Source organism: Litorimonas sp. WD9-15 (assembly GCF_050271975.1).
GTDB lineage: Bacteria > Pseudomonadota > Alphaproteobacteria > Caulobacterales > Maricaulaceae > Litorimonas.
In genome coordinates, this window is record NZ_CP189850.1 from 1,026,817 (window position 1) to 1,048,310 (window position 21,494).

22 protein-coding genes and 1 riboswitch are annotated in these 21,494 nt (G+C 54.0%); of the genes, 2 read left to right on the plus strand and 20 right to left on the minus strand.

What is annotated here, in order from left to right:
- Position 1: 1 nt before the first annotated feature.
- The 20 genes from ilvA to ACP9M6_RS04935 form a co-directional block, all read right to left on the minus strand.
- Entirely contained in the window at positions 2 to 1,525 is a 1,524-nt protein-coding gene (gene ilvA, locus ACP9M6_RS04840; protein WP_427453989.1) for a threonine ammonia-lyase, biosynthetic, read from the minus strand.
- A complete protein-coding gene (gene leuB / locus ACP9M6_RS04845) occupies positions 1,518 to 2,564 on the minus strand; it encodes a 3-isopropylmalate dehydrogenase (RefSeq protein ID WP_427453991.1) in 1,047 nt (348 codons plus the stop codon). The genes ilvA and leuB overlap by 8 nt, the downstream gene beginning before the upstream one ends.
- Complete coding sequence (gene leuD / locus ACP9M6_RS04850; RefSeq protein WP_427453993.1) at positions 2,561 to 3,139, minus strand: 3-isopropylmalate dehydratase small subunit; 579 nt, start codon at positions 3,137 to 3,139, stop codon at positions 2,561 to 2,563. The genes leuB and leuD overlap by 4 nt, the downstream gene beginning before the upstream one ends.
- The gene (leuC, locus tag ACP9M6_RS04855) at positions 3,136 to 4,539 is read right to left on the minus strand and encodes a 3-isopropylmalate dehydratase large subunit (protein WP_427453995.1); all 1,404 of its coding nucleotides are present in this window, start codon (positions 4,537 to 4,539) and stop codon (positions 3,136 to 3,138) included. Before leuC ends, leuD begins: the two co-directional genes overlap by 4 nt.
- Positions 4,532 to 4,939 (minus strand): hypothetical protein, encoded by a 408-nt coding sequence (locus tag ACP9M6_RS04860; RefSeq protein ID WP_427453997.1) that lies wholly within the window; start codon positions 4,937 to 4,939, stop codon positions 4,532 to 4,534. Before ACP9M6_RS04860 ends, leuC begins: the two co-directional genes overlap by 8 nt.
- Positions 4,939 to 6,501 carry a 2-isopropylmalate synthase gene (locus ACP9M6_RS04865; RefSeq protein ID WP_427453999.1) on the minus strand — a complete coding sequence of 521 codons (1,563 nt, stop codon included), beginning with the start codon at positions 6,499 to 6,501 and terminating at the stop codon, positions 4,939 to 4,941. The genes ACP9M6_RS04860 and ACP9M6_RS04865 overlap by 1 nt, the downstream gene beginning before the upstream one ends.
- Positions 6,502 to 6,543: 42 nt before the next feature.
- Entirely contained in the window at positions 6,544 to 6,846 is a 303-nt protein-coding gene (locus ACP9M6_RS04870; protein ID WP_427454000.1) for an ACT domain-containing protein, read from the minus strand.
- Positions 6,843 to 7,280, minus strand: a complete 438-nt coding sequence (locus ACP9M6_RS04875) for a hypothetical protein (RefSeq protein ID WP_427454003.1) — start codon at positions 7,278 to 7,280, stop codon at positions 6,843 to 6,845. The genes ACP9M6_RS04870 and ACP9M6_RS04875 overlap by 4 nt, the downstream gene beginning before the upstream one ends.
- Positions 7,281 to 7,748, minus strand: a complete 468-nt coding sequence (locus ACP9M6_RS04880) for a hypothetical protein (RefSeq protein ID WP_427454005.1) — start codon at positions 7,746 to 7,748, stop codon at positions 7,281 to 7,283.
- 1 nt (position 7,749) lies between these two features.
- Positions 7,750 to 7,872 carry a hypothetical protein gene (locus tag ACP9M6_RS04885; RefSeq protein ID WP_427454007.1) on the minus strand — a complete coding sequence of 41 codons (123 nt, stop codon included), beginning with the start codon at positions 7,870 to 7,872 and terminating at the stop codon, positions 7,750 to 7,752.
- Between the two features lie 600 nt (positions 7,873 to 8,472).
- Positions 8,473 to 8,646 (minus strand): hypothetical protein, encoded by a 174-nt coding sequence (locus tag ACP9M6_RS04890; RefSeq protein WP_427454009.1) that lies wholly within the window; start codon positions 8,644 to 8,646, stop codon positions 8,473 to 8,475.
- 247 nt (positions 8,647 to 8,893) lie between these two features.
- Complete coding sequence (gene ilvG, locus ACP9M6_RS04895; protein ID WP_427454011.1) at positions 8,894 to 10,630, minus strand: acetolactate synthase 2 catalytic subunit; 1,737 nt, start codon at positions 10,628 to 10,630, stop codon at positions 8,894 to 8,896.
- 43 nt (positions 10,631 to 10,673) lie between these two features.
- Positions 10,674 to 11,702: a ketol-acid reductoisomerase gene (gene ilvC, locus ACP9M6_RS04900; RefSeq protein ID WP_427454014.1), complete on the minus strand. Its 1,029-nt coding sequence runs from the start codon at positions 11,700 to 11,702 to the stop codon at positions 10,674 to 10,676.
- 30 nt (positions 11,703 to 11,732) lie between these two features.
- Positions 11,733 to 13,397, minus strand: coding sequence for a dihydroxy-acid dehydratase (locus ACP9M6_RS04905; RefSeq protein WP_427454016.1), 1,665 nt, complete (start codon positions 13,395 to 13,397; stop codon positions 11,733 to 11,735).
- A 75-nt stretch (positions 13,398 to 13,472) separates the two neighbouring features.
- Positions 13,473 to 13,622, minus strand: a complete 150-nt coding sequence (locus tag ACP9M6_RS04910) for a hypothetical protein (RefSeq protein ID WP_427454018.1) — start codon at positions 13,620 to 13,622, stop codon at positions 13,473 to 13,475.
- Positions 13,623 to 13,734: 112 nt separating this feature from the next.
- Positions 13,735 to 14,883, minus strand: coding sequence for a cystathionine gamma-synthase (gene metB / locus ACP9M6_RS04915; protein ID WP_427454021.1), 1,149 nt, complete (start codon positions 14,881 to 14,883; stop codon positions 13,735 to 13,737).
- A 255-nt stretch (positions 14,884 to 15,138) separates the two neighbouring features.
- Positions 15,139 to 15,414 (minus strand): hypothetical protein, encoded by a 276-nt coding sequence (locus tag ACP9M6_RS04920; protein ID WP_427454024.1) that lies wholly within the window; start codon positions 15,412 to 15,414, stop codon positions 15,139 to 15,141.
- 261 nt (positions 15,415 to 15,675) lie between these two features.
- Positions 15,676 to 16,692: a homoserine O-succinyltransferase MetX gene (gene metX / locus ACP9M6_RS04925; protein ID WP_427454027.1), complete on the minus strand. Its 1,017-nt coding sequence runs from the start codon at positions 16,690 to 16,692 to the stop codon at positions 15,676 to 15,678.
- A riboswitch (SAM riboswitch) is annotated at positions 16,686 to 16,792 on the minus strand. (Overlaps the previous gene by 7 nt.)
- A 37-nt stretch (positions 16,793 to 16,829) precedes the next feature.
- On the minus strand, positions 16,830 to 17,798 hold the full coding sequence (locus ACP9M6_RS04930) for a hypothetical protein (RefSeq protein WP_427454030.1): 969 nt from the start codon (positions 17,796 to 17,798) through the stop codon (positions 16,830 to 16,832).
- A gap of 72 nt (positions 17,799 to 17,870) precedes the next feature.
- A complete protein-coding gene (locus ACP9M6_RS04935; RefSeq protein ID WP_427454033.1) occupies positions 17,871 to 18,254 on the minus strand; it encodes a DUF983 domain-containing protein in 384 nt (127 codons plus the stop codon).
- Between the two features lie 69 nt (positions 18,255 to 18,323).
- On the opposite strand from ACP9M6_RS04935, the gene ACP9M6_RS04940 reads away from it, so the two are divergent.
- Both ACP9M6_RS04940 and ACP9M6_RS04945 read left to right on the plus strand, forming a co-directional pair.
- Positions 18,324 to 19,991, plus strand: coding sequence for a homoserine dehydrogenase (locus ACP9M6_RS04940; RefSeq protein ID WP_427454035.1), 1,668 nt, complete (start codon positions 18,324 to 18,326; stop codon positions 19,989 to 19,991).
- A gap of 35 nt (positions 19,992 to 20,026) precedes the next feature.
- Positions 20,027 to 21,448 (plus strand): cryptochrome/photolyase family protein, encoded by a 1,422-nt coding sequence (locus tag ACP9M6_RS04945; protein ID WP_427454037.1) that lies wholly within the window; start codon positions 20,027 to 20,029, stop codon positions 21,446 to 21,448.
- The last annotated feature ends 46 nt before the right edge of the window (positions 21,449 to 21,494 follow it).

Below are 21,494 nucleotides of genomic sequence, written 5' to 3' on the forward strand. Positions count from 1 at the left end.
CCTAACCCCGCAGAAAAAACTCATAGACCGGATTATGTGTCTCCGGCCACATGGGATAACCCGTGCCGGAGAGTTGGGTTTCCAGATCTTCAACGTCACCCTTTGGCACATGAAATCCACAGAGGACATGCCCTTCTGCCGCGCCGTGATTGCGGTAATGGAAGAGTGAGATATTCCATCGCGCGTCCAGTGTTTCCAGAAATTGGGTGAGCGCACCGGGGCGTTCGGGAAATTCGAAACGGTATAAGACTTCGGCTTTATCATCCCCGCGTCCGCCAACCATGTGCCGCAAATGACGTTTGGCCAAGCGATCATGGGACAGGTCTGTGACGGTAATACTCTGTTCCGCCATGTCCGTAATAACTTGCTCGCGATCCTCCATGTCACGTGTCTTAAGCCCCACGAGCACATGCGCATCCTTACGCGGCGCATAGCGATAATTAAACTCCGTCACCGCGCGATGGCCGAGCGCCCGCACAAAATTCAGAAACGCACCTGCCTGTTCCGGAATGGTTGCTGCGAAGAGCATTTCCTCGCCACTGCCAAATTCCGCGCGGTCCACAACATGGCCGATCCGGTCAAAATTCACATTCGCGCCGGAGATCGTGACAACGAGATCGCCTTCAGGCGCTTCGCCGGATTTGATGTGCTGGATAACCCCTGCAAGGGCTTGTGCGCCTGCGGGTTCTACGACCGTCCGCGTGGCTTCGAAGACGTCTTTGACGGCGGCGCATATTTCGTCATTGCTGACGGCAATATGGCCGTCCACAACTTGTTTGCAAATCTCGAAGGTCGTCTCGCCAAAGGTGCGCACGGCCGTCCCGTCCGCAAAACCGTCTACGCGGTTCAGGCTCACGACTTTTCCGGCCTGCAGAGATTGGCCCAGTGTTTGCGCCCCCGCCGCTTCGACAGCGATTATTTTCGTTTTCGGCGCGTGTTTATGCATCCACGCGCCAATACCGGAGACCAGTCCACCGCCACCTGTACAGACATATATGGCGGCAGGTGTGCGCGGCATTTGTTCTAAAATTTCGCGTCCGACCGTGCCTTGTCCGGCGATGACATCTATCTCGTCAAAGGGGTGGATGAACACCGCGCCCGAGTTTGCCGCATGATCAATGGCGGCCGCGCAGGCTTCATCATAATTATCACCAATTAATTGCGTTTTTGCGCCCATGGCTTCGACAGCATCGACTTTAATCGGCGGGGTGGTCACAGGCATAAAGATGAGCGCGTCTGTCCCGTAATATTGGGCGGCCGCCGCAACACCCTGCGCGTGATTGCCTGCACTAGCCGCAACCACACCACGTGCGCGTTCTGAGTCACTTAGGCCGGAAATCCGGTTGGCGGCACCGCGAATTTTGAAGGAAAAAACATCCTGTAAATCCTCACGTTTTAACCAGATGTTTTGCCCGAGTTCCGCCGACAGTTTCGGTGCAAGTTGCGTCGGCGTGCGTTTGGCGAGGCCGTAGACGTCAGCTGCCTCAATCCGCGCGGCCAGATCATTGAGATTGACCTTAGACATTCGCGGCGATCCATTCGCCGACAGCGGATGTATTTAACTTGCCGCCAAGGTCACCCGTTGTTTGGTTCTGTTCCAAAGCATTGGCGACAGCCGTTTCAATCGCATCGGCTTCCACCTTCAATCCGAAACTCAACCGTAACATCCATGCCGCAGACAGGATCATTGCCAGCGGATTGGCCTTACCCTGTCCGGCGATATCGGGGGCACTGCCATGAATCGGTTCAAACATGCCCGTCTTGCCATCAGAGAGTGACGCGGAGGGGATGACCCCCATTGACCCGCAGAGGACGGAAGCTTCATCCGTGAGGATATCGCCGAACATATTCTCCGTCAGAATGACGTCGAAATCCTGTGCCCGCGTCAGCATATGCATGGTCATCGCATCGACGAGGAGGTGCTCTAACTCGACCTCGGGATAGTCTTTCGCAACGTCAATGACGGTTTCCCGCCAGAGGCGGGAGGTTTCCAAGACATTGGATTTATCGACAGAGGTGACTTTCTTGCGCCGTGTCTGCGCGAGGTCAAAACCCTTGATAGCGATGCGGCGGATTTCGGCTTCCGAATAAAGACATTCATCAAAAGCCCCGCGGGTGTCGCGGCCTTTCTGTCCAAAATAAATCCCGCCCGTCAGTTCGCGCATGACGACAAAATCAACGCCTTCCAGCCGTTCGCGTTTCAGAGGCGCCCGCTCGATCAGAGCCGGATAAGGTTTACAGGGCCGGATATTGGCGTAGAGGTTCAGGCGTTTGCGCAAGGGCAGGAGCGAACCGAGTTCAGGCCTGTCTTCACCCTTCAGATGATCCCACTTGGGTCCGCCAACCGCACCCAGCAGGATCGCGCCCGTGCGCTGGCATGACTCAAAACTTGCGTCCGGCAGGGGCTTTTCCCCCGCATCAATCGCGGCCCCACCGACAAGATGATGTTCAGGTTCTAGTGTATGACCGAATTTAACCGCGACAGCGTTTAAGACCTCTATCGCGGCCTCACCAACTTCGGGGCCAATGCCGTCACCGGGAAGATATGTGAAATTGATATTCATCTTTTCGCCTCAAACGCTGCAATGGCATCGGATTGGTTTTGCAGATAGCCCATCTCGTCCACGCCCTCCATCAGGCAGTGGCGGGAAAAGGCGTCGATCTCGAATCCATATGTGCCGCCATTGCGGGGTAGGCGGACTTCGCAGGCGTCGAGGTCAACTGTGACCTCTGCCCCCGGATTGTCGAGTAGCCAGTCATGGGCGCGCTTCTCAATTACGATGGGGAGCAGGCCGTTTTTGAGGCTGTTCCCACGAAAAATATCCGCGATTTCAGAACTAATCACAACGCGGAAGCCGTAATCGGTCAGCGACCAAGGCGCGTGTTCGCGGGAGGATCCGCAGCCAAAGTTATGACCGCCGACAAGAATTTGGCAGGCCTTGGCCGCGTCGCTATTTAGTTCGTGATCGGTTTCCGATCCGTCCTCATCATAACGCCAATCATTAAACGCATGTTTCCCGAGACCATCGCGTGAGGTCACGGTCAGGAAGCGCGCAGGGATGATCTGGTCCGTGTCGATATTTTCAGCGGGCAGAACGAGAGTTTTCGACGTAACGGTTTTTAAGGGTTGGAAACTCATGCTGCCGCTCCCAATGTTCGGGCATCCGTAATCACGCCCATGACCGCCGCCGCCGCCGCCGTTTCCGGCGAGGCGAGGACTGTGCGTGCGCCTGGTCCCTGACGGCCCGCGAAGTTCCTGTTGCTGGTCGAGACGACGAGTTCACCCGGAGCCGCCTTATCACCATTCATGGCGATACACATGGAACAGCCCGGTTCGCGCCATTCCGCGCCGGATGCCTTAATTAATTCGTGCAAGCCTTCGGCTTCGGCCTGAGCTTTTATCTGTTCTGACCCGGGCACGACGATCGCTTTGACATGGGCGGCGACTTTGCGGCCGGAGAGAATCCCCGCCGCTGCGCGCATATCTTCAATCCGAGCATTCGTGCAGGAGCCGATAAAGACGCGGTCGACTTTCATGCCCATCATAGCTTTGCCGCCTGTGACCTGCATATAATCCAGCGCCTTCGTTTCCGTTTCATTCTCGGCGACGGGGACGAGGGCATCCACAGGCATGGCCATGCCGGGATGGGTGCCATAGGTGATCATGGGCCTGATATCTTCCGCCCGCAGCGTCACGACCTTGTCGAATGTCGCGCCCTCATCTGTGGCGAGTGACGCCCAGTCTTCGCAGGCGGCCTTATATTCATCCGGCGCGAATTTCCGGCCTTTTAAATAATTAAATGTCGTCGCATCCGGCGCGATCATCCCGCAACGTGCGCCCGCTTCAATCGACATATTACAGACCGTCATGCGGCCATCCATGCTCATCTCTTCAAACACATTCCCGCGATATTCCAGGGCGTAGCCCGTCCCGCCGCCAACGCCGATTTCGGCGATAATGGCGAGGATGACATCTTTTGGAGTCACGCCCGGTTGCAACTCGCCATTGACCTCAATCGCCATCGTCTTGGGTTTACGCATCAGGATACATTGATTGGCGAGAACGTGCCCGACCTGTGTCGTGCCAATGCCAAAGGCAATCGCACCAAACGCCCCGTGGGTGGAGGTATGACTGTCGCCGCAAACAATCGTCATGCCGGGCTGTGTCGCGCCCAGTTCCGGCCCCATGACGTGGACGACCCCGCGATAGTCACTGTCCCAGCCATGGGTCTCGATTCCATACTCAGCCGCGTTGGCCAGTAACATCTCAACCTGTTTCCCCGCTTGTTCCGTCACGAAAGGCCGGGACCCATCCGCATTGATGAGGGTCGGTGTGGAATGGTCGATTGTCGCCAGCGTCCGGTCCGGCCTGCGGACTTTCAACCCGCGCTCGCGGAGCACCGTAAAGGCCTGCGGAGAGGTGACCTCATGGATGAGATGTAGGTCGATATAAAGCGTCGCCGGATGCGCGTCTGTTTCAGCCACGGCAATATGGCGGTCCCAGACTTTGTCGAAGAGTGTTTTTCCGTTATCAGACATTATCAATTAACCACCAACTTGTTCGTTCACCATTCTGATATTCACGTGCTTCAAATAGGGAGTCAGGTAATTCGCCTTTATTAGCCCAACAAAATAGATGACCGTTTGAAAACTCAATTTTGCAAGCGCGAATGCCATTAATAGATGAGAAAAAAACGACTTTTTTTTCTAAAAACGAATAGACAGTCTCCAGAATACGAGGATTATATGTGTCATATTCACTGTAAGGTGAAAATAAATTCTCTTGCTCCAAACAAATGTCTGCCATTGTCGAAAGCCTAAGTTCTGTCCGACTTTCTTTCTCACCTGAAAAGTTTAGCGTAAGACCACATTTACCCACAGAAAATCCACTTAGCCATTTTCCTACGAAGGGTCGATATTCATCAAATTTCGCCATCATCAATGCTGCGCGGAGATTGCGCGCTCCCTGACTTGTCTCCGCTCAATCCGGTTGATGACGTCGAGATATGCGAGGGCGCTGGCAAGCACCGTATCCGTATCCGCGCCGCGGCCCTGATAGGTTTCAAACTCTGTCGCCACGCGGACCGTGGCTTCGGCCATGGCGTCTTCCCCGCCGGAGACGGAAGACACGGCATAATGTTCCAACTCCATCGGGATTTTTGCGATTTCCGAGATCGCGGCGAAGACAGCGTTCATCGGGCCTTTCGCGCGGCTGACATGCGTTTCCGTGCGGCCGTCTTCGTGGCTCAGGCGGACAATCGCCTCGGGTTCGCGGTTATCATCGGACCCTGCTGAAACGTAGAGTGAATTAATTACCCACGGCCCCTGCGTCCCGACAGCTTCGCCGAGAATGAGGGCTTCAATGTCGGAGTCGAAGACTTCCTTCTTATCATCAGCCAGCGTTTTGAATGCTGTGAAAACGCTCGCGAGTTGATTGTCGGCGAGGGTGAAGCCGAGCTTTTCCGCGCGGGATTTCAACGCCGCACGTCCCGAATGTTTGCCGAGCACGAGATTATCCGTGCTGACGCCGACATCCTCGGGGCGCATGATTTCATAAGTCTCTCGGTTCGCCAACACGCCGTGTTGATGAATACCGCTTTCATGCGCGAAGGCGTTTTTCCCGACAATCGCCTTGTTGCGCGGCACGGGATTACCCGTAATCGTCGCGAGGAGTTTTGACGCGGCATAGATGCCCTGCGTTTCGACGCGGGTAGCCAATTGAAAGAAATCTTTCCGTGTGCGCAACGCCATGACGACTTCTTCTAATGCGCAATTGCCCGCGCGTTCGCCGATACCGTTCAGCGCGCATTCGACCTGTCTCGCGCCACCTCTGACCGCTGCCAAAGAATTTGCAACGGCGAGGCCGAGATCATCATGGCAATGGGCGGAGAAGATGACGCCGTCGCCACCTTCAATTTCCGTCGTCAAAAATTCGAACAGGTTCTGGATTTCTTCTGGCGTTGTATAGCCGACCGTATCGGGAATATTGATCGTTGTCGCGCCCGCCTTGATCGCGGCTTCGACCACACGTTTCAGATAGTCACGTTCCGTGCGGATGGCATCTTCGCAGGAAAATTCCACATCGTCTGTATAGTCGCGGGCGAGTTCAACACCCGCCACGGCGCGGCGGACAATTTCGTCCTTGGACATTTTTAATTTAAATTCGCGGTGCAGGGGCGAGGTTGCGATGAATGTATGGATACGGCCCCTTCCACTTCCTCTTTTGGTGGCGGGTTTGATCGCTTCACCCGAGGCGCGGATATCGCCTTCATTGCAGCGTGCGAGGGAGGCTACGGTCGAGTCTTTCACCGTTTCCGCAATCGACTTAATGGCGTCGAAATCGCCCTGTGACGCGGCGGCAAACCCTGCTTCCATCACATCGACTTTTAGGGCTTCGAGCGCTTCCGCCATGCGAAGCTTCTGCCCTGCCGTCATGGAAAAGCCGGGCGCCTGCTCGCCGTCGCGTAAGGTGGTGTCGAAAATTTTTACTTGGTTGGTCATGATAATCTCATTTCAAAATGTGGGGAAATGAGAGGCGCGCCGCTAGGCTCGCTCTGCTCTTTTACGTCGTCCCACTTTCTCGGCTGAGACGACGTTGTAAAGTCGTTCCAATTGCAGGCAGAGCGTATCCAGATCATTCGGACCGCCCGTATCCTCGACATGGACTAGCAAATCAAAATCACCGTCCACACGCTGCGTACAATGGACATCCCGGTAATCATAACCGCGCCGTTCAATCGTACCGAGCGCCCGGATCAGCGTGCCGCTGACATCGTGCAGCACGACCTTCAGCTTGCCGGAAACGCCGGACGGCGCAAAAGTTTTATCACGTTGGAGTTCGGTCATTCGAAAATGTCCTCCACTGTTTCGAGTGTTTGAGTGTCCATCGGCCAGAGCGTGCAGGCCGCAAGGAGTGTAATGAGAAGGCTATTCGTCAAAATGAACCTGACGTTCTGGATGATGGATCCAGAGCCGTTTGCAAGAGACCCAACGGCTTCAACCAGTTGAAAGGCTAAGGCCAAGCTGGAGAGGACGGCGAAGATACGAAACAAGTTTTGTTGAAAGTTAGACACGAGAAAATCATTTCTTGAAATCCTCCCCGCCAGCCAAATACCGATGAGAGGCAGTGCTAAAGCCAATCCATAAAAATTTAATTCCAGCCAAAAGGGTCGCCCGGACCGATTAATAAAAGACATGACGAAATCAATTGTCACCAGACCAATCGCAAGAAAACTGATGGTTAGGAGGAGCTTACGAATAATTTTCAAATCCGTTGTCATTTATGACTCCGCCATTTTCCGGCCTTTGGCTCTTGATTTCAGTTGTAAATAGGCAAAGGCGAGAAGGGAAAGTTCCGCAATTGTATAGGGCAACCAATCCATCAATCTGATGAAGGCCAAAAACTGACTGGAGCTTACATTCGGTAGATACGGCGCTGATTGCTTGAAATAGACGGCTGAGCTGACAATCAATCCAATGATGGCGACAATCAGGACGTCTTTGATGATGGATGCAAATGTCAGATCATTGATCCACCGAAAGGGTTTTAAATTATGCATGGCCCATAACAGAATGATGATAAGCGGTACGCCCAGCATTAATGAACTGATGGAAGACATAAGGCCGGAGAACGCAGATATATCCATGTCTTTTGGCGCTAAGACAGCCACGATGAAAGCTCGCAGGCTGTAATATGTCAGCCAGAGTGCAGAGAGGAAAAGCCCCAGTCGTATGAGTGTGGTGCTCATCTTACAGCTCCCACAAATCCGTCCGCCCGACGAAGGCTGGGGTCCAGAGTGCCGCGCGTTGTGACAAGCGCTGGATATCAGCCTTCGCTGATATCAGCAGGGTAGTGGGGTAAAATTCGGTCATGATCTGTCTTTGATAAAAATACTCATGAGCATAATTATGCCGAAGCCTGCTCCCAAAATGGTGCTGACAATCAAAATTATTTCAAAAATTGGATATTGCTTTCCATAATACAATCCTTGCATCCACAACCAGTCGAAAGCCGCAAAATAAATAACAGCAGTTGCTAGAAGTAAGCCCACACCAATGAGCGATCTTTTCAACCTGCTCACTCTACCGCCCCATCATTATTTCCGTTTATCCAAGCATGTCCGTCCACCCCAGCGTAGGTTGGGGTCCAGAACGCCATGCGTCGTGTCATGCGCTGGATATCAGCCTTCGTTGATATGGACGGGATGGTGAGTTGGATTTGCGTCATGGTGTTTTAGATTTTTTTTTAATTTTATATAATTTACGTATACAAAAGAACGCGACTAAAAAAGGTGGTAGAACAAGTATTAAAAACCAAACAATATTGTTTGCTAAGCTAAATTGATAGTTTACGCCCTCTTCCATTCGCGAAATGTCGTTGAAAATCGACATTAATATCATTCCAAAAGCAACTGCTGCTATCGCGAGCACTAGGAATGACCCAATAACAATTTTCTTTTTCCTATTCGACACCTATCGCTCCATCATGTCAGCATTGCTCCACCCCGGCGGGACGAGCAGCCAGACATTACCATTTGTCCCGATCACCCCAGCGAAGGCTGGGGTCCAGAGCGTCATGCGCGGTGATAAGCTCTGGATACCAGCCTTTGCTGGTATGGACGGTTTTATGGGGGTGAGACAAGTCATGACACTAATTTCTTAGAAACAGATTTGTATAGCCAGATAGGAATAAGACTTAAACAAACTGGAATGCCTACGGATAGAATAATGACTATCGACCAGAACTTCCATCCGAGTTTATCGTCGACATCAAATGTCATTCCTAAGACAAAATGATAAGAAAATACTATGAGAAGGCCGACAATCCCAAACAGGACCGCCAGAAAAGAGTATAGCCATGGCGAAGTGAAAAATCGTTTGATTTCAGACACCGCTACCGCTCCATCATGTCGGCATTGCTCCGACCGGGTGGGACCAATGGCCAGACATTCTCGTTCGGATCGATTTTCACGTGCATGAGGACGGGGCCGTCTGTTTTTAGCAGGCGGTCAATTCCGGCATCCATTTCGTCGGCTGTGTTGACGGTGAACGCATCGATTTGAAACGCTTTGGCGACTAATGCGAAGTCCGGATTGTCATCCAAATTTGTCTCGGAATAATTTTTGTCAAAAAAGACTTCCTGCCACTGCCGCACCATGCCGAGCACGGAATTATCCAGCAGGACGATTTTGAGCGGAATGCCGTAGCGGTTCAGCGTGGCAAGTTCTTGAATATTCATCATGATGGAGCCGTCACCGGAGACCGTAATGACGGTGCGTTCCGGTGCACCGAGTTTTGCGCCGAGGCCTGCGGGCAGGCCAAAGCCCATCGTGCCGAGACCGCCGGAGGTGATGTGGTCTTTCGGTTCGTCAAAATAGCAATGTTGCGCAACCCACATTTGATGCTGGCCCACATCACAGGTGAAGATGGCGCTATCATCCGCTCGGCGGGAGAGATCGTGCAATAGTTTCGGCGCATAGACGCCGGGTGAGGCTTTGGCCTGTGCGCCCGCATAATCCCATTCATGTTCCGTGCGACGGCCATAGCAGAGTTCGGTCCACTCACTGATATTCGGCGCGGCGCCTCCGTCAAATGGGTCGAGCGCGGCGAGGTTTTTCTTGAGGCTTCCGTCGAGGCCGACATTCACGCGACGGAGTTTATTTATTTCCGCAACATCAATATCCATATGAATGACTTTGGCATCCGGCGCGAAAGTGTCGAGTTTGCCTGTCGCGCGGTCATCGAAACGCGCGCCGACAACGATTAACAGGTCACATTCCTGCACCGCGAAATTGGCGGCTTTTAATCCGTGCATGCCCAACATGCCGAGATAATTGGGATGGTCAGATGGTAGGGCGCCCAGACCCTTCAGGGTTGAGACCCCCGGAATTTGGGTGCGCTCAACGAGTTCCCGTAATTCCGCCACGCCGTCACCCTGAGCCACACCGCCACCAATATAGAAGAGCGGTTTTTTGGCATCGCGCATCAGTGCTTCCGCTTTTTCAAGCTCGGCGCTCTGGCCCATTTCCGGCTTTTGCTTCGGGTAGGGTCGCCATTTATGACGCTGCGTTGTCAGGGCGTTTTGGACGTCTTTTGGAATATCGATCAGCACGGGACCGGGTCTACCTTCTGCGGCGATGAAATAGGCCTCGGCAATCATCCCGGGCAGGTCCGCCGGGTCGCGCACGATATAGCTGTGCTTCACAATCGGCATGGTGATGCCGATAATATCGACTTCCTGGAAGGCGTCTGTTCCCATCAAATTTGTTGGGACCTGTCCCGTGACAAAGACCACGGGCACAGAGTCGAGATAGGCATCCGCAATCGCGGTGACGAGGTTCGTGGCACCTGGTCCGGAGGTCGCAAAGGCTGTCCCGACTTTGCCCGTCGCCCGCGCATAACCAATTGCCGCCATGCCGCAGCCCTGCTCGTGCCGGCAGAGGATGTGGCGCAGTTGCGGGTAATTCGGCAATTCGTCATAGACGGGCATGATCGCCCCGCCGGGATAGCCGAAAATCAGATCCACACCCTGAGCCGCAATTGATTCCAGCAGAAGCTTAGAGCCGGATTTCGGCTCGCGATCCGCGAGGATTTCTGTCTGCTGACGGTCAAATTGTGTGGCTGTGGTCATGGTGTTTTCTCAGTTTGCGTAAATTTACCTGCAGAAAAATACTCTAATTCACATCCTTATCGATGATCTTATTCGCGGAAATCCACGGCATCATCTCGCGGAGTTTTGCGCCGACTATTTCAATCGAATGTTTTTCCGTATTGCGACGACGGGCTGTCATGCTGGGATAGCCGAGCGCGCCTTCTTGGATGAAGGATTTTGCGTAATCGCCGTTCTGGATATTCTTCAACGCGGTGCGCATGGCTTCGCGGGAGCTGTCATTGATAACAGCTTCGCCCGTGACGTATTCGCCATATTCCGCATTATTGGAGATCGAATAATTCATGTTGGCGATGCCGCCTTCATAAATCAAATCGACAATGAGTTTGGTCTCATGCAGACATTCGAAATAGGCGAGCTCCGGCGGATAACCGGCTTCGGTCAGAGTTTCATATCCCATTTTAATGAGTTCCACGACACCGCCGCACAGAACGGCCTGCTCACCAAACAAGTCAGTCTCTGTCTCGTCGCCAAAAGTCGTGTGAATGATGGCCGTGCGGCCACCACCAATGGCGGAGGCATAGGATTTGGCGACTTCCAGCGCGTGTCCGCCATTGGCGTCTTGTGCCACGGCGATGAGGTCGGGAATACCGCGACCATTCTCGAACTCGTTCCGGACCGTGTGACCCGGCGCTTTGGGCGCAATCATGATAACATCCAGATCGCGGCGCGGTGCGATTTGACCGTAATGAATGGCAAAGCCGTGACCAAACGCAAGGGCGGCGCCCTCTTTCAAATTCGGCTCAATATCTTCGCGGTAAATGCGGGCTTGCAACTCGTCCGGCGTCAGGACCATCACGACATCCGCGCCTTTGACGGCATCGGCTGTCGCTTTGACAGGCAACCCATCCGCGATGACTTTCTTATTCGTTGAACTGTCAGGACGCAGGCCGACAACAACGTCCACACCGCTATCTTTCAGGTTCAGCGCATGGGCGCGACCTTGCGAGCCATAGCCGAGAATGGCGACTTTCTTTTTCTTGATGATCGAGAGATCGCAATCTTTATCATAATAGATATCGAGTGATGACATGATGGTGGTCCTTAAGAGTCTGGAATAGAGTTATTTAAATGGGAAAGAGGTAATCGCGCCTTTGGACGCGGAGCCGACGAGTTTGGCGAATTTGGCATATGCGCCGGAGGGATATTTGGGCGTAGGTGGCGTCCAGCTTTTGGCCCGTTCCGCGAGGTCAGCCGCGACATTGATCGTCTGCGCCTCAACATCAATCGTAATTTTATCGCCGTCGCGCACATGGGCGATGGGTCCGCCATGCGCCGCTTCGGGGGCGACGTGACCGATGACAAAGCCGTAGCTCGCGCCGGAGAAACGGCCGTCCGTGATAAGAGCAACATGATCGGCAAGATCTTGTCCGACGAGGGCGGCTGTCACGCCGAGCATTTCCCGCATACCGGGGCCGCCTGCGGGACCTTCATTGCGGATGATGACGACATCGCCTTTTTTGATTCCATTATTTTGCACGACTTCGAAACAGGCTTCCTCGGATTCGAACACGCGGGCCGTGCCCTCAAAGAAGAGCGCGCCATGTCCGGCCAATTTCACGACGCAACCTTCCGGCGCGAGGTCACCATAAAGAATGCCGTACCCCCCGCGCGATTTTACGGGGTCGTCAAATGTACGAACGACGTCTTGACCGTCAGTCTCTTTGGCATCGAGAATTTCTTCAAACAGGCTGCGGCCGGTCACAGTCGGCTGATCGTCAATCATGCCCGCTTCAACGAGGCGCTGCCCGATCAGGCCGGACCCGCCGGCGGCATAGAGATCAAAGGCCATATATTTCCCGCCGGGTTTCAAATCGCCGATAACGGGGGTGGAGCGGGAGATGGCGTCAAAGGCGTCAATCTCAAATCCTTCGACTTCGGCCTCACTCGCAATGGCGAGCAAATGCAAAATCGCATTGGTCGAGGCCGCCGTCGCGGACAGAGCAATCGCGGCATTCATCAGGGATTTCTGTGTGATCATCTCGCGGGGCAGACGGTTTTCTTTCACACAATCGACCACAATTTGTCCGGCACGATAGGCGCTCTTATGTTTGTCCTCATCAATGGCGGGGACATCATTCGCGCCCATGGGGGACAGGCCGAGAAAGGTCATGGCCATGGCCATGGAATTGGCCGTGAATTGACCGCCACAGGCACCCGCACCGGGGCAGGCGGCTTTCTCAATCTCTTTTAATTCCGCGTCGTCAATAATACCTGCGGCACAGGCGCCGACGGCTTCAAACACGTCCTGCACGGACAGGTCTTTGCCCTTGTGATGGCCGGGCATGATGGAGCCGCCATAAAGGACAACGCCGGGAATATTCATCCGCGCGAGCGCCATACCCGCCGCCGGAATTGTTTTGTCACAGGCCACGAGAATAATCACGCCGTCCAAAGAGTGACCCTTCACGGCCAGTTCAATGGAATCGCAAATGACTTCGCGGGACATCAGGGAGGCGCGCATACCCTCACTGCCCATCGTGATACCGTCACTGACGGCGATTGAATTGAAATCGACGGGCGTGCCCCCAGCAGCACGGATACCGGCACGGACGGGAACGGCCAGCTTATCGAGGTCCATGTTGCACGGCCCCATATTCGTCCATGTATTGAACAGGGCGATGATTGGGCCTTCAAAATTTTCGTCATCCATACCCGTGGCACGCAACATCGCCCGTGCGGCGGCGCGGCTGGGTCCTTTGACGATGGCATCACTTCGTTTCGACATATTCAATCCCAAGTCCCAAACATAAAAAAACCCGCTTCCTCTCGGAGCGGGTGGTTCATGCTAGGAATGTTTCCTTCACATAAGTCCCGCAGGTCGCCCAATCAGGACGACGACCGATACAAGAATGAGAAGAAGCAGTCCGCCGATGAGGGCGGTGTCGTTGGAGACCGTCTGCTGACGCGTCGCAACTTTCACTTTGATCTCGTTATCCTGATACGGGTTCATATCTATCCTTAAAGCGAGTGTCGGTTAACGAGTCAAGCGCTCACCCTCAAGCGAAAAATTTGCGTCAACTGCGGAAAATTGGGTCAGTCTGCAGTCAATATAAGTCGCAAAATTATGAAACGGCAGAAAATCCTTTCGTCAAATCGGCCAAAAGGTCGTCTATTGCTTCGATACCTACGGAAAGACGCAGCAAACCGTCGCTAATTCCAGCTTCGCGCCGCGCAGATTCCGCCATGCCGCGATGGGTCATGGTCTCAGGTACACAGATGAGACTCTCGACACCGCCGAGCGAGGCCGCGAGTTTGAAGATGGAGAGGGCTTCGCAGAACTGCGTGGCCGCGTCCAAGCCGCCCTCTATCTCGAAAGATAGCATCGCACCGGGTCCGGATTGTTGGGCTTGGATGATCTTATATTGCGGGTGCGAGGGGAGAGCGGGCGAGTAAACCGTTTTGACCTGTGACTGCGTGTCGAGGAATTTTGCTATCGCGGTCGCATTGGCTTCCGCCGCGTCGAGGCGCAGGGCTAGGGTCCGCAATCCGCGCAGGGTCTGGTGACAGTCAAAGGCGCTCGCCGTGACGCCCGTACAATTCGCCCACCAAGCGAGTTTTTCGGCGTGGTCTTCCGATTTCGCCACAACGCAGCCGCCAATAATATCGCTATGGCCATTGATATATTTCGTCGTCGATTGCACCGCGATATCCGCACCGAGGTCGAACGGGCGCAAGCGGAGGGGCGAAAGGAATGTGTTGTCGACGACACTGATCGCGCCTGCAGCTTTCACGGCCGCACAGATCGCCTTTACATCCACGACCCGCATCAGGGGATTTGATGGGCTCTCTATCATGACGAGGGCAGGTGATTTCGCGAGGGCGGCTTGTAAAGCCTTTTCATCCGATTGATCTATAAACTCGACACGAATGCGACCTTGTTCCGCGCGGTGCGTCAGCAGGCGGTGCGTTCCGCCATAACAATCATGCGGCGCAATCACGAGGTCATCCGCCTGAATCAAGTTCAGCGTTAGGTCGAGCGCAGACATCCCCGAAGATGTGACAACCGCTCCCGCGCCGCCATCTAACTCGGCCAGCGTTTCGGCCAATCCGTCGCGGTTCGGATTATTCGTCCGCCCATAATCATAAATGCCCTTCTCCGACGGGCTGGGCCAGAGATAGGTCGAGGAGAGATAGAGCGGCGGCGGAACCGAGCCATGGGCGGGGTCAGCGCCGATCTGCGCTTGGACGATTTTGGTTTTGGGGTCAGTCATCAGACTTCCAATCAGGGTCAGATTTATAAGCGAAATTGAAAGAGCGGGAAATTGCGTAAAGAACTATAATAACTGTTCCAGAAATGAGTGCCCCGAAAAATAAAGCGATTACAACAATTCCGACTGCACCATTCGGCTCATATCCGCTTAGCCTCCAACAGAGAGTGATAATCAGTAAAATTATTGTCAGGCATAGAAGAAGCCAGAAAAATAATTTCGAGCTTTTTGAAAGCATTTGTCCTAATTGATTCAACATTATCGCTCTTTTAGACTTTGTCGCTTTGACAGAATTTTTCGATTTCTTTGATTAGATTTCCATGTCCGATAGAAAATCCATACCGCCAATAATAACCCAAAAATAACAGCAGCATATCCGGCATAAAGGGCCGCAATTTGAAGACGCTCAGCCCAGCTATAACCTTCCGCTTCAGTCCCAACAGCAAAGAGTATAAGAATGATAGTTGTGATTATCATCCAGAGAAAGGTGACACAGCGAACTGTCAGCCAGAGGAAACTAATGAGTGCTCTCATTTTTGTTTACCCTGATAATATTCAAAGCTTTGACGTGCTCTCCACGTCACAAATTTCCAAGCTGCTGCTCCAAATGCAGATAAGACCAAGCAAATGGGAGCTAGGACCTTAAAGACTTGCGACAATGATTCATCCTCAAAGACGCCACTTACAAACGCATAAATAGACAGCGAGACATACAAAGCTAAGAAAAATACGAAAAGAGATCTATAGCTTCTCTTTTTAATTATTATCTCAAATATAGAAAATATTATCTCCATCCTACACTAGGCCGTTACAAAATTCTGCCAATCTCGGGTCCATCGCGTCATATTCCTTCAGGAACGCATCATGGCCGTAGAGCGACGTGAACGTGTAGAGCTCGCTCTTCCCGCCGAGCCTATCCCGCAATTCCCGCATATCTGGCAAAGGCGCGAGTTGGTCTGAGATAGCTGTCATCAGGAGGGTTGGCGTTGTGATACTTTCTGGCTCGACGCGGTGTAGGTCGATGGACTCACTGAGGGCGAGGAAGCGCCTCGCGTCCATATTGGCGGCAAAGACATCGCCGCGACTGCCGAGATAATCGCAAATGTCGAAGCGCCCCTTGGCGGTCTCTTCGAGGTCGAAACGATCCGCGAATTCTTCGGGTGTGCGGTAGGTCGTCATGGCAAGCTCACGGGCGAGTTTTAGGCCGGCTTCCGGTTGTCCGGCATCCAGTCCTAAACGGACCAAGCGGCGCTGTATCCCGCGCCAGCCGACGCCAATGGGATAAGGGCGATGGGCCGCGCCGATGATGCAGAGGTTTTCGACCCTCTCCGGATAATCGCGGGCAAAGGCCAGGGCGCACATCCCGCCATAGGAACTGCCGATAATGGCGGCCACAGTTTTGATTTTCTGACTGTCGAGCAAGGCCTTCAATCGCGCGGCTTGATCCGTGGTCGTGATGGTTTCCGGACAGCTCAACCCGCCATCATTTGGCGCGAAGTCATAGCCGATGACTTTGAACCTGTTCAGGTCAATCGCGCCGCCTTCGCGGACCAGACGTGACCACCAACCGCGATCCAGTTTCCCGCCGTCACAGACAAAGCGTGTCGCGGAAATGCCGCCGAGCACAATAATGACCGGCCCATCGGGATTGCCATAGACACGCCCCCGCACGACATCATCCATGATTTCACAGCCGCGTTCCAATACATGCGTGCCGAGATCAATCTCTATGTCGTGGCCTGATGCCATGATCGCCTTTCCATCGCAGACTGAGGTGAAGGGGAGGGGGCGGGCCGTGCCGCTTTTCCTCATCTTCGCCGCTTGCCTCGCAAGTTGCAGGATTTGGCACCGTCCAATAAATGGGGTTGCCCCAACATCACAGGGCCTGTCCCTCCGTTGGTCTTGATGATGTTAGGCGATATGCGCGGCAAGCCTTGCCGCGTCAAGCGTTAGAGCGCGATGTCTATATTCAGATCAAACTCTATTTCGGCAATCTGCAAAATTTCGGCGTCCAGATCATAATCGATGGGCGCGACCGCCGTTTGAACATTTGAGCCTTGCGCCTGCGCCACACTCATCCAGCCACCATTCGGGCCGTTAAAATAGAGCCCGTCAATATCGAAGAGTGTATCACTGCCCCAGACATCATGGCTGAGTGTGACAGACCCATTCGCATTGGACGTGACGGTATAGTCGTCAAAATCGCCGTCATAATTCACTTGGTCATAGCTGTTGGCGAGGCCGCGATAGATATCATCTCCCGTCCCGCCATAGAAGTTCGTACCGCCAGCTTCTGCCCGCATGACATCATTCCACGGTGTGCCGTTCAGGACATTATCGGCGTCTAATCGGAAACGCGGCAGGTCCGCCGTGATCGCAATCGCGTCCTCGACGGAATACCACGCGCCTTCGCGGGTGAACCAGAACCCGTCAATATCGGTCAAGACATCCTGCCCCCAAGTCGGGTGGCGCACGACCAGTGATCCATTGGCGCGCTCTATAAATGTATATTCGATCAGTTCGCCATCATATTCGACTTGGTCATATTCATCCCCGCCGCCGATAATCCGGTCATTGCCGCGATTGCCGTAAAATGTGTCAGAGACCCCATCCGTTCCGCGCAGGACATCCCGTCCCAGCGTTCCCGTCAAAACGCCTGCTGCATCTACAAATGGACGGTCCGCCGTCAGGCGTAGCGCATCTTCCATGGAATACCACGCTTGCTCTCCGCCGAACCATAGGCCTTCGATTGAAATCAACCTGTCCACCGCGACACCACTTTCAATAACGCGAATTGAGCCATCCGCATTCATGCGGAAGGTGTAATCCTCCAATGCGCCGTAAAAATTGACCTGATCGTAATTGGGCTCCGTACCCCGAAAGGTATTATTGCCCGCGCGATTATTGAAGACTGCCATGGTCAGCTCCCGTTAAGTCCCTGCGGTCCAAAATAGGACGGCATAGTTTAAACGGGGCATTTATCATGCCATTTAACTATCCGTCGTGCCCTTCGCCCAGATAATCGCCATAAATAAGCCCTTCATCGGCGGCAGGGCAATGAGGGCGATCGCAGTGGCGAGACCGCAGAGTAGAGCAATCAACATCCAGGTCGACATCCCCGTATTCCAGAAAAAGAAATGCCAGATCAGTACGACCAGATGCGCGGCAATCGTCATCGCCGCCCAGGCAGGGGCGAGGTCGGCGCGGACATGGCTCCACTGCTTTTCACAGTTCGAACAGGTTTCTACGGGTTTCAGGTAAGACTTGAACAGTTTTCCCACGCCACAGCGGGGACAGCGCAATTTCATGCCCCGCCAAAGGCGTGGCCAGATAGAACCATCCTGCGGTAGGGGGCCAAAATCGGGGTCTGACATAAAGGTCTCCAATTGACAGCTGCGGGCGGGCCGCATAGCCCGCGTTGCTTATTAATACGAGACACAATCATGCCCGTTCCGGTTATCGTTCTAAATTTCGGCCATAGCGTCCTCAATTCGCTTGAAGACTATACGCAGGCCGCGTCCGAGATTTACCGTCATTATCGTCAGGGACAGAACGTTGTCGCTGTGACATCTGCGCAGGGCGACCAGACGGATGTCCTGATGGCGGAAGCGCGGCGCATAGGGCCGGAGGGCGAGGCGAAAAACCTGCCGGAACTCTTACAGCTCGGCGAACGTCGCTCGGCTGCACTGCTGGCACTGGCGCTGGAACGGATCGGCGCGCCCGCTTTTGTCCGGCAAGCGCGGGATTTGGGATTGACGGCGGAAGGCTCCTTTACAGAGGCCCGCCTGACCGGATTGGACACACCGCAATTGCTACAGGATTTGAAAGATCACGATATCGTCGTCATGCCGGGCTTTGTTGCCATTGGTGAAAAAGACCGTGCGGTGTTGCTAGGCGATGGCGGGGCGGATTTGACGGCGCTTTATGTGGCCGACCAACTGGATGTCGAAGCGGTATTGCTCAAAGATGTCGACGGGATTTACGAGGTCGACCCTAAATCCAATCCTGAGGCCAAACGCTATGAGGAGATTAGCTGGGACGACGCGACCCGCGTCGCAGGGCCGCTCATCGCGCCGCGCGCGCTCGGTTTTGCGCGGAAACAGCAAGTGCCGTTCCGCGTCGGGACGCCCGGCCTGCCGTCTTACACACGTGTTGGTCCGACGACAGGTGCGATGAAAATTGCGCCGTCGCCGCAAAAGTTGAAGATTGCGATGATGGGTCTGGGCGTCGTTGGCGGCGGTGTGTTCCGCCGTGTGAAGGCGCATGCGGATCAGTTCGAGATCGTTAAGGTCATGGTACGTTCGCCGGATAAATATATTGATCAAGGGTATAAGCCTGAGCTTCTCGCAACAGATTTTGACGCGCTACTCGCCGCAAAACCGGATGTGTTCATTGACGTCTCGGGCGGTGTTGAACCTGCGCTCTCTCACACCAAGACCATGCTGGAAAACGGCGTCCATGTTGTGTCCGCCAATAAACAGGCGATTGCGGCAGGGGGGCAGGACCTGCTCGATTTCGCGGTGACGCATAAATCCCAGCTTCGTTTTTCTTCGGCAGCGGGGGGCGGCATGCCCGTGCTGGAAATGTGTCTACGCGAAGCGGGCCGGATTACCCGCGTGCAAGCCCTGCTAAATGGCACAACGAATTACATGCTCGACGAAATCGCAAAAGGGCGGTCTTATGCGGAAGCCCTCAAAGATGCGCAGGATAAGGGCTTTGCCGAGGCCGATCCGTCAGGTGATGTCAGCGGCGCCGATGCGGCGGCGAAAATCCGCCTGATTGCGCTGCTGGGATTTGGTGAGACGATTGGGCTGGACAATATCCCGCAGGACACGATTGACAATTTCGCACCCAACGCCCCCGCCAAAGGTGCGTGGAAACGCGTCGCCAATATCTGGAAAGACCGAAACGGATTTTCCAGCGCATTGGAACTCAAGGACCTCTCAAAGAATAATTTCATCGCGCAGGCCGAGGGCGAGGAAGCCCATGCCGTTTTCGATTTCGACGATGGCGATCAATATCGCATTCGCGGCAAAGGCGCGGGCCGCTGGCCGACAACTGAATCCGTCATGGCGGATCTGTTCGATATTTCTGCAACGACCCTGACTTAATTTGAACGCGGCGGCGGCTCATGCGTAAGTAAAGCATGTCCGATAAAAATCCCGTCATCGTCTGGTTCCGCCGCGACCTTCGCCTTTCTGATAACCCCGCGCTGGATGAGGCGCGGCAGGGGGATAAACCGCTCATCCTGCTCTATATTCTGGAAGAGGGTGGGGGGCGTGAACCTGGCGGCGCGAAACAGGTTTGGTTGCACCACTCCCTGACATCGCTTTCGAAGGATATTTCTGACAAGGGCGGGCAGCTTATCCTTCGCAAGGGAAAGGCCGCTGATATTATTGATGATCTGATTGAAGCCACAGACGCAGATGAAATTCATTGGAACCGCCGCTATGAAGAAGAGGCGCGGGATGTCGATGAAGCGATTAAATCCGATTTGAAAGACCGTGGCCTCACCGTCGAAAGCCATAACGGAAATCTGTTGAGCGAGCCGTGGGAAGTTAAAACGAAAACTGGCGGGTATTATAAGGTCTTCACGCCTTTCTGGCGCGCGGCGAAGGCTGACCTTGCCGTGCCGGAAATTCTTCCAACGCCGCGCAAATTGGCGTGTTATTCTGGCAATCTTGGGAGTGATGATTTGGACAGTTGGGGGCTCCTCCCGACCTCCCCGGATTGGGGTTCGAAAATGATGGAGAATCACACGCCGGGCGAGGCGGGGGCGGCTGATCGGTTGAACTCCTTCCTCGCAGGCCCCGTCGAGGATTATGCCGAAGCCCGTGACCGTCCGGATGATGAAACCGGGACATCCAAACTCTCACCCCATCTTGCGCATGGCGAAATTTCGCCGCGCCAGATCTGGCATGCGACGAAAGACAATGAGTACACCTCTGACAAATTCCTGACAGAAATTGGCTGGCGCGAATTTTCCTATGTGCTTCTTTTCTATAATCCAAAGCTGGGCAGCGAGAATTACAAATCCGATTTCGACGCGTTCCCGTGGGATAGCGAGGACGCCAAAGTCGAAGCGTGGCGGCGGGGGCAGACGGGTTATCCTTTTGTCGATGCGGGGATGCGCCAACTCTGGCAGACGGGCTGGCAGCATAACCGCGTCCGTATGGTCTGTGCGTCCTTCCTGATCAAACATCTGCTCACCGATTGGCGTGTGGGCGAGGATTGGTATTGGGATACATTGTTGGAGGCTGACCCTGCATCAAATGCGGCGAGTTGGCAGTGGGTCGCGGGGAGTGGCGCGGATGCAGCGCCCTATTTCCGGATTTTCAACCCGTTCTCCCAAGGTCAGAAATTTGATCCGAATGGGGATTATGTCCGCAAATATGTACCGGAATTAAAACATCTGCCAAAGAAATATATTCACACACCGTGGGAAGCGCCCAAAAACGTTTTGGATAATGCACGTGTCAAACTGGGCGAGACTTATCCAAAACCAATTGTCGATCACAAAGAGGCGAGAGAGAAAGCCCTCGCAGCCTATAAAAAAAGCCGAGAATAAGTCACAGCTTTTACACTCCAATGTGATTGGAACACGGCGGGGAATT

What these genes read in the sequence shown, in the direction of transcription:
- ilvA (WP_427453989.1), bottom strand. Translation starts at nt 1,525, where the DNA reads ATGTCTAAGGTCAATCTCAATGATCTGGCCGCGCGGATTGAGGCAGCT.
- leuB (WP_427453991.1), bottom strand. Translation starts at nt 2,564, where the DNA reads ATGAATATCAATTTCACATATCTTCCCGGTGACGGCATTGGCCCCGAA.
- leuD (WP_427453993.1), bottom strand. Translation starts at nt 3,139, where the DNA reads ATGAGTTTCCAACCCTTAAAAACCGTTACGTCGAAAACTCTCGTTCTG.
- leuC (WP_427453995.1), bottom strand. Translation starts at nt 4,539, where the DNA reads ATGTCTGATAACGGAAAAACACTCTTCGACAAAGTCTGGGACCGCCAT.
- ACP9M6_RS04860 (WP_427453997.1), bottom strand. Translation starts at nt 4,939, where the DNA reads ATGATGGCGAAATTTGATGAATATCGACCCTTCGTAGGAAAATGGCTA.
- ACP9M6_RS04865 (WP_427453999.1), bottom strand. Translation starts at nt 6,501, where the DNA reads ATGACCAACCAAGTAAAAATTTTCGACACCACCTTACGCGACGGCGAG.
- ACP9M6_RS04870 (WP_427454000.1), bottom strand. Translation starts at nt 6,846, where the DNA reads ATGACCGAACTCCAACGTGATAAAACTTTTGCGCCGTCCGGCGTTTCC.
- ACP9M6_RS04875 (WP_427454003.1), bottom strand. Translation starts at nt 7,280, where the DNA reads ATGACAACGGATTTGAAAATTATTCGTAAGCTCCTCCTAACCATCAGT.
- ACP9M6_RS04880 (WP_427454005.1), bottom strand. Translation starts at nt 7,748, where the DNA reads ATGAGCACCACACTCATACGACTGGGGCTTTTCCTCTCTGCACTCTGG.
- ACP9M6_RS04885 (WP_427454007.1), bottom strand. Translation starts at nt 7,872, where the DNA reads ATGACCGAATTTTACCCCACTACCCTGCTGATATCAGCGAAGGCTGAT.
- ACP9M6_RS04890 (WP_427454009.1), bottom strand. Translation starts at nt 8,646, where the DNA reads ATGACTTGTCTCACCCCCATAAAACCGTCCATACCAGCAAAGGCTGGT.
- ilvG (WP_427454011.1), bottom strand. Translation starts at nt 10,630, where the DNA reads ATGACCACAGCCACACAATTTGACCGTCAGCAGACAGAAATCCTCGCG.
- ilvC (WP_427454014.1), bottom strand. Translation starts at nt 11,702, where the DNA reads ATGTCATCACTCGATATCTATTATGATAAAGATTGCGATCTCTCGATC.
- ACP9M6_RS04905 (WP_427454016.1), bottom strand. Translation starts at nt 13,397, where the DNA reads ATGTCGAAACGAAGTGATGCCATCGTCAAAGGACCCAGCCGCGCCGCC.
- ACP9M6_RS04910 (WP_427454018.1), bottom strand. Translation starts at nt 13,622, where the DNA reads ATGAACCCGTATCAGGATAACGAGATCAAAGTGAAAGTTGCGACGCGT.
- metB (WP_427454021.1), bottom strand. Translation starts at nt 14,883, where the DNA reads ATGACTGACCCCAAAACCAAAATCGTCCAAGCGCAGATCGGCGCTGAC.
- ACP9M6_RS04920 (WP_427454024.1), bottom strand. Translation starts at nt 15,414, where the DNA reads ATGAGAGCACTCATTAGTTTCCTCTGGCTGACAGTTCGCTGTGTCACC.
- metX (WP_427454027.1), bottom strand. Translation starts at nt 16,692, where the DNA reads ATGAGGAAAAGCGGCACGGCCCGCCCCCTCCCCTTCACCTCAGTCTGC.
- ACP9M6_RS04930 (WP_427454030.1), bottom strand. Translation starts at nt 17,798, where the DNA reads ATGGCAGTCTTCAATAATCGCGCGGGCAATAATACCTTTCGGGGTACG.
- ACP9M6_RS04935 (WP_427454033.1), bottom strand. Translation starts at nt 18,254, where the DNA reads ATGTCAGACCCCGATTTTGGCCCCCTACCGCAGGATGGTTCTATCTGG.
- ACP9M6_RS04940 (WP_427454035.1), top strand. Translation starts at nt 18,324, where the DNA reads ATGCCCGTTCCGGTTATCGTTCTAAATTTCGGCCATAGCGTCCTCAAT.
- ACP9M6_RS04945 (WP_427454037.1), top strand. Translation starts at nt 20,027, where the DNA reads ATGTCCGATAAAAATCCCGTCATCGTCTGGTTCCGCCGCGACCTTCGC.